Origin of the sequence: Marinobacter halophilus (genome assembly GCF_003007685.1) — a bacterium.
Classification (GTDB): domain Bacteria; phylum Pseudomonadota; class Gammaproteobacteria; order Pseudomonadales; family Oleiphilaceae; genus Marinobacter; species Marinobacter halophilus.
This window is the reverse complement of sequence record NZ_PXNN01000003.1, coordinates 550,315-562,830: the sequence shown is the minus strand read 5'-3', so window position 1 is coordinate 562,830 and position 12,516 is coordinate 550,315. Positions and strand designations below refer to the sequence as shown.

At 56.5% G+C, this 12,516-nt stretch carries 5 protein-coding genes and 1 pseudogene; all 6 read left to right on the top strand.

Annotated elements, in window-relative coordinates; all coding sequences use genetic code 11:
* Positions 1 to 271: 271 nt before the first annotated feature.
* The 6 genes and pseudogenes from C7H08_RS02555 (at position 272) to C7H08_RS02530 (ending at position 12,449) form a co-directional block, all read left to right on the top strand.
* The gene (locus tag C7H08_RS02555) at positions 272 to 1,951 is read left to right on the top strand and encodes a LuxR C-terminal-related transcriptional regulator (protein WP_106670174.1); all 1,680 of its coding nucleotides are present in this window, start codon (positions 272 to 274) and stop codon (positions 1,949 to 1,951) included.
* A gap of 669 nt (positions 1,952 to 2,620) precedes the next feature.
* Positions 2,621 to 2,713, top strand: a pseudogene (locus C7H08_RS18525) (VPDSG-CTERM sorting domain-containing protein); the annotation flags it as partial.
* Between the two features lie 341 nt (positions 2,714 to 3,054).
* On the top strand, positions 3,055 to 4,398 hold the full coding sequence (gene aupA / locus C7H08_RS02545) for an alkane uptake protein AupA (RefSeq protein ID WP_106670172.1): 1,344 nt from the start codon (positions 3,055 to 3,057) through the stop codon (positions 4,396 to 4,398).
* Between the two features lie 11 nt (positions 4,399 to 4,409).
* Positions 4,410 to 7,517, top strand: coding sequence for an Ig-like domain-containing domain (locus C7H08_RS02540; RefSeq protein ID WP_106670171.1), 3,108 nt, complete (start codon positions 4,410 to 4,412; stop codon positions 7,515 to 7,517).
* 323 nt (positions 7,518 to 7,840) lie between these two features.
* Positions 7,841 to 9,178: an alkane uptake protein AupA gene (gene aupA / locus C7H08_RS02535; protein ID WP_106670170.1), complete on the top strand. Its 1,338-nt coding sequence runs from the start codon at positions 7,841 to 7,843 to the stop codon at positions 9,176 to 9,178.
* A gap of 13 nt (positions 9,179 to 9,191) precedes the next feature.
* Positions 9,192 to 12,449, top strand: a complete 3,258-nt coding sequence (locus C7H08_RS02530; protein WP_106670169.1) for an Ig-like domain-containing domain — start codon at positions 9,192 to 9,194, stop codon at positions 12,447 to 12,449.
* The last annotated feature ends 67 nt before the right edge of the window (positions 12,450 to 12,516 follow it).

Below are 12,516 nucleotides of genomic sequence, written 5' to 3'. Positions count from 1 at the left end.
TCCGGCAACGGCCATCGGCCCTCGAAAGCCGGGAAGAGGAACCGTAGGGTCTTGGTAGAGGCTGGAGCGCCGATGACCAGCCGCTTCGTTAGAGATTCAAGGCCGCTCATTGCCTCACGCATCAGGGTGTCGGTTTGCGGCGCCATTGCGACCGTCAGCAGCCACTTCAAAAACGACAAACCCGACTGCCGCGCAATCTACCACATGGTATAAAGTGATCCGGAAGCACCCAGGCACCGTTTATTGGGTAGGATAAATTCGGTGGAGCCAGATGTCAGATAACAACAACCTCAAAGAGTTGATTTCGGCCGTTGCTGCCAGAAAGGCGGAGTTTGCTGATCTCATAGTGGCTTTGGCACCAAACCTAAGTTCACCGGCCATTTTGCCCACTGAGGTAGCCCTGGAATTGTCCACCGCACTGCATGATCTGGAAGACCGCGTAGCCGGCCACGACCCCCTCTACAAACTGGTGAACGATCACAGCGCGCCGGCTCTCGCCCTCAATGAGTCTGGCCAGGTGGTGGCGCTGAACGTAGGCGCGGCTCAGTTGTTTGAACTTCGGTCGGGAGACGGGTTGGTGGCCCTGGGCATTAGCCCGGAGGCGTTTCATCAGTTTAAGGAACGTCTGGCCACTGCTCAGGGGCCCACGCTGCTGAAGGCTTATCGCAAAGGCAATGATAAAAACGCCCTGCCTCTGGTTCTGGTCGGAATGTACCAACGGGAACTGAATACCTTTGTACTGAACACCTTGCAACAACACTGGCCCGAATCCATTGATCTGGCCTTCGCCGACGTGTTTGGCCTGACCATCAGCGAACGCAACATTCTCGCCCTGCTTTCACGGGGCTGCGTCTCAGAAGAGATTGCCGAGGAGCGGGGCAGTTCCGTAGCCACCGTCAGGCAGCAGGTTAAGAGCCTGTTACAGAAACTCGGAGCCAAAAGCCAGGTTCAGGCTGCAACATTAGCGGCATCCGCTGCCACCGCAATGGACTCAGGGACAACCAAAGGAAACATACTGGCGCCTGATTATGATGACTTCCCGATGAGTATCCACGAGACACTGCGTGATCATCGGCGAATCGGTTGGCGTCGATTCGGTAAGCCGGGCGGCATACAGGTGCTCTACCTTCACGGCCCATCATTTGGCGCCGGAGATTTTCCTGAAGAAAGGAAAGTCGCGTGGCGATTGGGATTGGATGTAATTGCGCCGGAGAGAGCCGGATACGGCAGAACGGACCCTCCAGACAAGCAGGCAGACTCTTTAACTTGCCAGTGCGACGACGTGCTCACTGTTCTGAGTGAACTTGGCATTGAATACATCACCGTCCTTTCACACGAGGTAGCGCTGATCCCGGCCCTGGCACTTGCAAGGCGGCCTGAGGTGGCAGTTACCGGAATTGTTTCCGTCTCCGCTGCACCGCCATTCAAAGAACTGGAACAGATCAACACTATGCCGGCGCACCAGGCTATATTCATCCAGGCAGCACGGCACGCACCCTGGCTTGCGCGGCTGATGATCCGACTACTGGTTCTGAGAATGCGAAAGCTCGGCCCAGAGCACTGGCCTGAAGTCATCTTTGATGGTGTGGAGCCGGACGAGAGCATAATGCGACGTAGTGCGTTTAAACCGGGAGTTATTGCCACATACGGCTTTTACATCAATCAGCTTGGCGCGGGTTATCTTGAAGATTTGAAGATCATGTTAGAGGACTGGAACTATCTGCTTGAAGAGATGAGCGCCCCCATTCGTCTATTGCACGGCACTTGCAATCAAACCACCCCGGTTGCCCATCTGGAAATATTCCGATCCATTAATCCCCAAGTTCAGGTTGAACTGGTAGAAGGCGAAGGACTGACCCTGGCTGTGTCGCGCACCGAACAGATCTATTCAGCCCTGCTGGAAATGGCGACCACTGGAACAACACTCCCGCAGCTTTTCGGCCGCGGATAACATTGCCCCCCCCGGGCCACTGCCACCTGCGTCAGAAACCTTTACAGCTCCCACCAATGACCGGCGACAGTTTAATTCTATCCTTCTGTTTTAAAAACAAATCGGATAACTGGCGTGCTCCATGCTTCTTCCTATTCGGTATAGGCGCACTTAGGAGCATGGAAGATGAGTATTCAATACGCAACACGGCGTTTTGTATGCCTGGCAGGTGGCTTGGCGCTGGCCGGATCACTGCAGGCGGCCCCGATCAGCTGCAACGTTGACCCCACAATCAACTACATGCAGGTTGATAGCAGCGAGGCCTCGGCTTGCCTGCTTTCCGGAAGCGGTAATCTGACAGGTAACCCTGGTAACGATCTGTTTCTGAACAATCTGGCAGGAGAAGACTACGGCATCGTGGGCAAGTCCGACGAACCGAACCTCTTCAATATCAGTTATACATCGGTTGGTGATGGTACCGGCGGCTGGTCCTTCGACAGCAGCTTCTGGGATCTCTACAGCAGCGCGGCACTGGGCTTCAAGTTTGGTACCGGTAACACCCCAGATGAGTGGTTTGTCTTCTCACTTCAGGACGGTGTTTCCGCAGGTTCCTGGGCTTTTTTCCATGGGTCAGGCTTTGATAAACAGACAGGTGGCGGGCTTTCCCACATCAACCTGTACTTCAAAGACACTGTAGCAGTGCCCGAACCTGGGACGCTCGCGCTGTTGGGTCTCGGAATCACCGGCCTCGTTGCGGTGCGAAGAAAGAAGGCAGCGAACTAAGCAGACAACTGTCAGCATTGTTTACATACTTTGCTGAACCTGCCTTACCCCTTTCTGCCAAGCAAAAGCTCCAACCAGAACCCTCGTCGAGGCGCGAGGGTTCTGCCTGTCCGATTGAGAACTCCATCACAATTTTGACCGATTCTTATCGTGGCTACCCCACCGCGAACAAGGCTAGCCCCCCCTAAAGTTAGTGGTTTACATCAGAATTGGCTCTTCAACTTCATGATTTCTGTCGCCAAGGCCACACCATATCCGCCCAATGCCGGTATATGATCGAACCATAATGATAAATCGGTCAAAAGACCGGCAAGCGACTATAAAAAAAACGGAGTATCAGAATGAAGGGCTTTCATTTTGCAGGTAAGCGGATTCTCTGCGTCTCGATTTCGGTGATCAGTCTATCCCTGTCGTTACCGGCCCACGCCAGCATGGGTAATCTCGGCACAACCTATGGCGTTATGCCCAGTGATGTTGCCTCGGCGCAGGCACTGTCAATGTTTAATACACAGGTCTCCGCCACCTATTATAATCCCGCCTACCTGACCAAAGACCCAAGGGGCGAGCTGACCACCGGGCTTCTTCATGCCGAACAGGAGCTGCGCGCCAGCGGCCCTAACCGGGACGGCGATGTAGTTTCCAGCTCACCTAGCCAACACGTGCTGGTCGGCATGAAAACCAATCTGGGGTCACTCACGCGTTTCGGGCACCCGCTGTATTTTGGCTTTATTGCCGGCGTGGAGAAGTACGGCAAAGAAATGCTGGCCTTTGAGTCCGAAACCTCCGAAGACGGCCAGTTCCTGCAATATGGCCGTGAGCCTCTGTTTTTGAATATCGGTGGTGCAACCAAACTCTGGCGCGGAATCGATGCGGGTATCGCGGCAAGGATTACCTTGCAGGCCGAAGCCAACCTGGATGCGCGCTCCACCCTCGGCGGTGAGACCAGTCAAGAGAGGCTCGGTGTTAGCGCCAAACCGTCGATCAAAGGCATTGCCAGCATCAATGCCGATCTTGGCGAAACGTTCTGCCCGGATCAGGCGTGCATCGTCAGTGGCTTCGAGACAGCAATCGCCTATCGCGCACGGTCTAACACTAAAACCACGGTAGACGCCAATGTGGTGGTTCCCCAGGTTATACCAGAACCTGGCTTGCCCCTGGCGGTGTCAACCATCGACTCTTTCCAGCCCGAAATAATCGCGTTCGGCCTTCATTACCGGGGTGATGGCTGGCGTATTGGGGCCAGTCTCGAGCACCAGAAGTGGTCGGAACTTGAGGATGCTTTCGCCAATGACACTATAAAGAATCAAAGTGGCGTGAGTGACGGCTTGAGAATGTCTTTCGATGACATTCTGGTGCCAAGACTTGGCGGTGAATACCAACTGACTAGCGCGTTTGCCGTTACTGCTGGCGTTGCATTTGAAGAGTCACCCCTTCGCAGCACCCAGAATCCGGAGGTCAACTATTTCGACAATGACAAGATAGTGATAGGTCTTGGTGTCAGTGCAGAGTATGAGCGTACTCGCCTGTTTGCCTATCCGGTCCGGTTTGATCTCGGCTACCAGTACCAGCAGCTTCAGAAGCGTGATTTTCAGGTAACACCGTTTGGTAGCGAAACCGCCAATGAAACCGTCGAAACCGATGGCGACGTCCACGTTGTCGCAGGCTCTGTGACCTTCAAGTTCTGAAGAGGTGTAGTATGAAGCGTTCCATTCTGGCAATGGCCCTCGCCACGTCTGTTGTTGCAGGCTGCGGCGGGGACGAGCAAACCGTGAACCGGTCAGAGATAACAAAGGCTGACCTGTATTTCAGCTACCCCATGGCCGGGCAAGCCGCAGTGGCCACCACCACACCAATTTTCCTGCGCTTTACCCAGGGTATAGCCACCTCCGAGGATGAACTTGCCTCAAGCCTTCAGCTCGAAAGCGAACACGGTGACATCGTTGCGCTTACTGACGCGAAAATGACCGCAGAGAACCGGGGTGTGGCGGTTCGGCCGGCACAGGCGCTGCTTCCCGGCACCCGTTATACCCTGGTCAATACGGATCTGAGGGTGGGCGGTGATCTGGTGACGCTGCCTAATGGCGGCATTGAATTCACGACCGCGCCCGCCACTACAGGCCCGCTACTGGATCGCGCGGAAGGCACTGGCTTTGACCTGGCTCGCGTTATCCCTGCGGGCAACGATCGATACCCTGCAACCGACATGTCTTCCCTGCGGATTCAGTTTACCGAACCGGTGGATGAACAAACCCTCCGTTATGGGGACACCATTGCATTGCTGGATGGCCAGGATGAAGCCGTTGCAGCTCAGTTATATATTAGTGGCCACCGAGTCACTGTTGATCCTGATTCAGATCTGGACCCCAACCAGACCTACACCCTGCATCTTAGTGACGACATTCGCAGCATGTTGGCACAGGCATCGTTGAACCTTTCAGACGATACCCCCCTGACCTTCCAGCCGCTCGATTCCCGTTCACCCAAGGGTGAGCGGGAACGGATGCCGCAAACCGCCACAACCACGCTGGGCGACCTCTCACTTTCCGGGGAGGGGTTCAACTCCGTGGGCCTGCGCTCAATTCTTTTGGGACAGGACAACATTACCCGTGCGCAGGGAACGGTGTTTGCGGAGCTGGGCTACATACCGCGGTTTGACGCTAACAAGCAGAGCGTGCCGTTGAGGATTGACCAAGGCACCCTGATGGCCGGGTCCAATGTGGATGTTAATGTGGCCGGGGCGCTGCCTGCCGGCTTCTCATCGGAGGCAATAGAGGTCCGTTTTCTGTCAGATGCCGAGGGCTTCCTGATGGCAAACCCATACACCGATGATGAAAACGCGCCCCGCATGATTGAGCTCTTTATCGACATGGCGCTCAATACCGGCAACACCATCGCCAATGCCGCGCTGGCCCAGGAACTGCTTCATGTTCATCTGATAGGCACGGCTATCGTGGAACAAGGCTCCCTGTCCATCGAAGCCGTTGGCATCATTGAGCCGGACGTGATGGGTGTGGATGTGGCATCCGGGCTGATTTCTTTCCGCCTTGAGGGCTACCGGAATCCGGACGATGCACCGGCGGCAGGAAATTTTGCCGACACCCAGGCACCGTTCATCAAAAGCTGGGTGCCGGGCGAAGAGGCGGCCGATACATTACGCCCCGGCGACCCGCTGATCATCTACTTCTCAGAGCCTGTACTACCGGGCACCGTTAATCAGGACACCGTTAAACTATTTGGGGGTGGTAACGAGCTTGCTGTTGAACGTTCTCTGAACGGATCTATCCTGGTCATTAAGCCTGATCAACCACTGGCTCATGGCACGGAATACAGCCTGATTCTGGAAAACATCAAGGACACCGCTGGCTTCAGCCTTGGCTCTACTACCCTGAACGTCAACCTTGCACCCACACTGCCGGGCACACCGGAGGATCAATCACCGCTGGTGCTGGTGACCATGCCCGGTTTCCCGTGCACAAAAACCGGAATCAACCTAAGCCAGGGCCATCAGGGCCGCTGCGCAGGTGGTAAAACAACGGATGACTTGCTGCCGATTCCGGAGTATGCGAGCCATAAACCGTTAGTGGTGCGATTCTCACAAAATATCCGTCCAGAAACACTGGCACCAGGCGTTAACCTCTCTCTTGAGGTGCTCACGGAAGGTCTTTGGGAGCCTGTGCCGGCCGGCGAATACGATATCAGGCGCGAGCCCCGCAGCCTCATTATTACCCCCGTTGCGGGTTGGCAGCCGGGAGCTCAGTATCGGTATACCCTGAACAGCAATGAGCCCATTCTTTCAGCCTCAGGCTTACCGCTTCAGACCGAACTGCTGACCCAGGGCACCCGCAACCGAAACAATCGTACCTTTGGCGGCGAAGCGCTGGTGAACCACTTTGTGGCGGTGGCCGCGAAGTCTCAAACCGTCAGCCTTCCGCTGCGCAACCTACCAACCGCAGATGCCAACTCAGATCTGGCCTACCAGAAAGGCACAGAACAGGGGGTGACCGGAGACGAGACGCTACCTAACTCGGCGGGACTGAAAGCCAACGGTGTTTCGCCGCTAAACAGCACCAGCGTTGTCAAAAATGCGAACATTGGTTGCGCCGTTGGGCTCGACTGTGCCAGCGATCAATCCATCTATCTCACTGCGATGCTTGATACCCTGGTTTATGGCAAAAGCATTGATAACGGGACCCGGATACCTGTTGATATCTATCCGTCGATCCTGGCCACAACCTCCAGCAGCGTCTGGGTCCGAATTGACACCAGCTTCATTGATGCCTTCCCGGATTTTATTCTGAGTGTCGACCTCAGCCCGAACGAAGAAATCCCCACCGGCCCGATGCTGATGCGCATTCGCTACGATGACGACAGTGAAGCCGGAAGAATTCCGCCGAAGGGTTTCATCTCCAGCGATGAAAACGGTCAGCTGACGTTTGAGACCGTGCTAAATGTCTATCTGGATGCCCCGTATCTGAATCCGAGCATCGGCCCAGCGAATCTAACTCACAACCTGCGCAGCTACGAAATCAACAATCTACGCATGCGCGGCCCCATAACTTTCCTGGACGATGGCCGGATGCAGATTTCATTAAGCAATATAGAGGCCGTGCCCATTAATGTGGACGTGCGCGGAACAATCGAGATTACCGGCCAGAACACTGGTGGCCTTTGCGGAATCTGGCCGTTCACTTCCTTATGTGGCGGCATTGCAAACGTCGCGGTGGATGCCAACAGCCGGATTCATCTTGAAATCCCGCCAGGCAAGCTGAATCTGAACTACCTGTCCCCCTACACACAGAACTGAGCCCCGCCCGGGTAACCGGGCACTCACCTTCACATCTTCGAAAAGGCCAGCGACACGCTGGCCTTTTCGATACAAAGTGCCGCACTTACTCACAAATCCCCAACAAACCCGGCCTGAGTTGCCCTACCAAAGACCCTTTTTTTGCTTAAAGATAGAGACGAACACTTTGTGATCAATTCGACGGTTGAGTGTGTCAATCGAGCCAATGTCCCAAAAAGACAAGCCCTCTAAAGTACAGCATAAAGGTGTAAATGCGAAAACATAACCTATATTATCGTTAGTACACCAAAACCTGAATGACAACAATAACAGGAGCTTTATTCATGGTAGGTTCTCACCGTGTTTCCATGCGGGCACTGTCCCTTGCAATTGCCACAGCCACTGCCGGCCTGGCTCTCAATACCCATGCCAGCATGGGTAACCTGGGCACCAGCTACGGCATTATGCCGGTGGATGTGGCAACGGCCCAATCGCTGTCCATGTTCAACGACCAGGTTTCTGCCACCTACTACAATCCCGCTTCTCTCACCAGTGACACCCGGGGCGAGCTGACGGCAGGCATTCTTCACGCCGAGCAGGAACTGCGCTCCGCCAACCCCACTGCAGATGGCGATGTGCTTTCAAGCTCTCCCAGCCAGCATGTGCTCATTGGCATGAAGACCAACCTGGGCTCACTGACCCGCTTCAAGCACCCCATCTATCTGGGCTTTGTTGCCGGCGTGGAGAAGTACGGCAAGGAAATGCTGGCATTCGGCTCCGAAACCAGCGAAACCGGTCAGTATCTGCAGTATGGCAGGGAGCCTCTGTTCCTGAACATTGGCGGTGCCACTCCCATCTGGCGCGGAATTTCTGCGGGCGCCTCCGTGCGAATCACGCTTGAAGCCACCGCCAACCTCGACGCGGTCTCTACCCTGGGCGGCGAAACCAGCCGCGAACGGCTGGCGGTCAACGCCAAGCCCTCCATGAAAACCATTCTCGGCACCCGCATTGACCTTGGCAGCACCTTCTGCCCGGAGAGCAGCTGTATCCTGGACGGCTGGGAAACGGCATTCACCTACCGGACCAAATCCTCTGCCTCTACCACGGTGGACTCCAACATTATTGTCACCCAGACCATTCCGGACCCTGGCCTGAGCCTGGCGGTGACTACCATTGACTCGTTCCAGCCGGAAACCTTCGCCATTGGCACTCAGTACTCCGGTGATGGCTGGCGCGTCGGAGGCAGTATCGAGCAGCAGAACTGGTCAGAACTCGAAGACACTTTCGCCCGCGATACTATCAAGAACCAGGGCTCTGTAGCCGCCGACAACCGTATCCGGTTTGACGATGTGCTCATCCCCCGCGTGGGTGCAGAATACCAACTCAACCGGAACTTTGCGGTGCGGGGTGGCCTTGCCTACGAGGAGTCTCCGCTGAAGACGACACGCAACCCGGAGCTGAACTATCTGGACACCGACAAGATTGTGGTCGGCCTCGGCATCAGCGCCACCTATGACCGAACCCGCCTGCTGGCTCACCCAGTTCGTCTTGACCTGGGTTACCAGTATCAGCAGCTCCAGAAACGGGACTTCACACTGGTCGACTTTGACGGCAATGAAACCAACGTGACCGCGGACGGTGACGTCCACGTATTCAGCGGCTCCATCACCCTGAAGTTCTGAGGAGAAACCGGCCATGAAATACAATAAAACACTGGTTCTCGTACCCGCCATACTGCTCGGCGCCTGCGGCGGAAGTGATGAACAGACTGTCAGTGAGCGCACTATCCCCGGTTCGGTGGTGTATTCCTTCCCGATGGACGGACAGGCCGATGTCAGTCCGAAAACCGATTTGGTGCTGCGCTTTTCCCACGCCATCACGGATGATGAGACGACGCTTTACGAGAAAATCCGTCTTGACTCAGGAGGCGCGGCTCACGACTTTACCGTCGCGAAAATTGACGGTGGCAAAAGCCTGAAGCTTGAGCCAGCCAAGACGCTCGACCATCGAACCCGCTATTCAGTCACCTTCGAGCAACCGCTCATCGCTGAGGGTGGCCGAACCATCGAGACACGCAGCGCCGTCGGCGAACCCGGCATTCAGTTCGATACCCGAGGCCACTTCACCCCCATCGCAGACCTTGCCAATACGGATACAACCTTCCGGGTTGCCTGGCAAGTGCCGGATCAGGCCGGCCCATTTCAGGTAATGAACTTTTCCACCTTCCGGCTGGCCATGACCCATCCGGTACACCCGGACTGGCAGAGGCTTGGCGGCACCATTGAGCTGCTGGGGCCGGATGGCCAGGCAGTGCCTTCAACCCTGCTGGTCAAAGGTAACCGGATTACCGTCGATCCGTGTGTCACGGCGCAACCGGAAGACTGTGGCAGCAAGGCCGATGTGCTAGAAGCCGGAGAAACTTACACCCTCAAGGTGACCAACCTGCCGAGCCTGACCAATGGCCCGGACGGTGAGCGCTTTAGCCAAGAGTTCAGTTTCCAGCCCCGGGATACCGGCCCCACCGTGGTTCTGCAACAGACCGCCGTAGACTCAGGACTGCTCTCGGCGACCGATCCTGACGCGGCCACCAAGTCTGTCCTCAACGGCCAGATCATCAACGGCGTCACCCTGAATTCGGTCCTTCAGGGCGTAGCTGGCCCGTCGCAACAAACCGGCGACCTGTATGCGGAACTGGCTTTCGCTCCTGCCTTCCGGGCGGACGAAGCGCTGCCACTGAGGGTGCCGAAGGGCAGCGTTCTGAACAGCACCAGCCTGAATGTCCGCATCGGTGGCGAAGTGCCCATTCTCAACGCAACCACTAACCAGCTGCAGACGACCGGCAACATCAAAGTCACCCTGTTGTCGGATGCCTCCGGTTACATGAGTCCGAACCCATATACCGATGACCTGAACGCACCCCGCCACATCACCTTGTTTATGGACGTGTCCATGAACACCGAAGAGGCGCAGCCGAATGCGTCTTTGTCTCAGGATCTGCTGGGCGTGGAACTCCGGGGCATTGCGCTGGTTCAGGATGGCGTGCTGACCATCGATGCCATAGGCATGGTTGAACCTAATCTCCTGGGCCAGGAGTTCACCGACTCCACCATTGCGTTTCACCTGCAGGCCGCCACGGATGTGGACTCTGTGCTGGATGCGGACATGTTGCGAGAGCTGGATATCACCCCGCCACAACTGGTGAGCTGGATGCCCGGCCCGGCCAATGCTGTACCCGAAACCCGCCAGTCCATGCAGCGCCCGGGTGACCCGGTGGTGCTTAACTTCGACGAGCCACTGGACCCCGCCTCAGTGCCCGGTGGCGTCATCATGCTGGAAAGCGGAGTTCCAGTCACCGATCTGGAAACCAGGCTGGATGGTACGACCTTGGTCATCAATCCCAAAGGTGGCCTGAAGCATGGCGCGGCCTATCGGGTAGCGGCGAGCGGGTTAACCGACATTGCCGGCAATCCGGCGGTATTCGCCGACCTTGAATTCGTAATGACCTCCACCGGAGACGAAGACGCCGGCGTCGAGAAACGCTCACCCATCGCACTGACCACCTATCCCGGGTTCCCCTGTGTCACCACGGCGGTGGACCTGAACGCCGGAACCCACGGCCAGTGCCTGGATGCAGCGCCGGGTGGTCCGGCGGGTGATCTGCTCCCGATCGCAGACATGCCCAGGGACCGGCCGATTGCCGTGGCGTTCTCACAGTCCATGCAAGCGGGCACCATCAACAGCGACACCCTGGTTGTGGAGAAAATCAGTGACGCCTCAACCGCCATCGGCGAGGGCGACATCGTTAGCGGCCGCATCGAGAAAAACAATCAACGTATCCGTTTCTTTCCGGACCAGCCCTGGGAGGTTGGCAGCTTCTATCGCTACACGCTACGTTCGTCGACCGCTGAGGGCGATTGCGCTGCTGCGATTTGCTCGGAACTGGGGGGCGGCTTCCCCCTGAAGACCGATTTGCTGGTTAACCCGGAAACCATTGGTGGTCCGGACATGACGATCTATTTCCGGGGCTCGGAAGCCATAACCTCGGTTTTCACACCGCTGAGAAACCTGCCGGTCCGGGATACCAACTCGAACTTTGTGATCGACTGTCCCACCCTCGGTGGCGAAGGCTGCCTGGAGCCGTTTAATCACGAGAGCGATGGTATGGGCGGCTTCTTGCCCTCCGAAAACTCTGCGAAGCTTCTTGTTGAAAACAAGCAGGCTACAGTGCTGGGTGCTCCCGCCGGAGCGGCCGTAGGCTGTGCTGCTGATACCTCTGGCGATTGCCCCCGAGACAAATTCATCTATCAGACCTACGGCCTGAATGCGGAAGTGGCGGGCACTGCGATTGACCCGGAAACCAACAGAAAAGGGGTCAGAATCCTGCTCTACCCGACCATGCTGGCCGCGACCTCTGCGACGGTTGTGCTGGACGGACTGGGTGATCAGGTTACCGGCCCTCAGGTACTGAGAATGAGGTACAGCGAGGGCACTGAGGGGCGTCGGGACGGTTTGATCGAAGGCATCATCATTGAAGATGACAACGGTGGGCCACTATTCAAAACTACCGCCGAGCTGACCCTGGATGCGCCCAACCTGACAGTGCCGCTGCAGGGCGTGCTGCAACACAACCTGTACAGCCTGCCTATTACCCTCGACCTAGATGGCCCTATTACCTTCTTTGACGACGGCCGAATGCAGATTGAACAGCGCAGCAAGAACGCGCCGGAAATCAATGTGCTGGTCAGTACGGAAACCGCGATCATCGATTCCGGCATTGAACTTGTCAGTTGCCTGGGGGGGTTGCTGTTCGGCAACACCTCCGCCTGCGAGAACCTCTTGGACGGGTCAACCGAGAACTCCGGGGCCGTGCTGATCCCTCTGTTCATTCCTGAAGGCGGCATTTACCTTAACTTCATCTCCAACCCGATCAAAGAGATCCCTGTCGAGCAGTAATCCCTGCCTTGGAAGACATACCGACATAAAGAGGCCAGCCTTTGAGCTGGCCTCTTTATGTGTGATT

Excerpts from the sequence above, each read along its gene's own strand:
- aupA (WP_106670172.1), top strand. The coding sequence starts at position 3,055 with ATGAAGGGCTTTCATTTTGCAGGTAAGCGGATTCTCTGCGTCTCGATT.
- C7H08_RS02530 (WP_106670169.1), top strand. The coding sequence starts at position 9,192 with ATGAAATACAATAAAACACTGGTTCTCGTACCCGCCATACTGCTCGGC.
- C7H08_RS02540 (WP_106670171.1), top strand. The coding sequence starts at position 4,410 with ATGAAGCGTTCCATTCTGGCAATGGCCCTCGCCACGTCTGTTGTTGCA.
- C7H08_RS02555 (WP_106670174.1), top strand. The coding sequence starts at position 272 with ATGTCAGATAACAACAACCTCAAAGAGTTGATTTCGGCCGTTGCTGCC.
- aupA (WP_106670170.1), top strand. The coding sequence starts at position 7,841 with ATGGTAGGTTCTCACCGTGTTTCCATGCGGGCACTGTCCCTTGCAATT.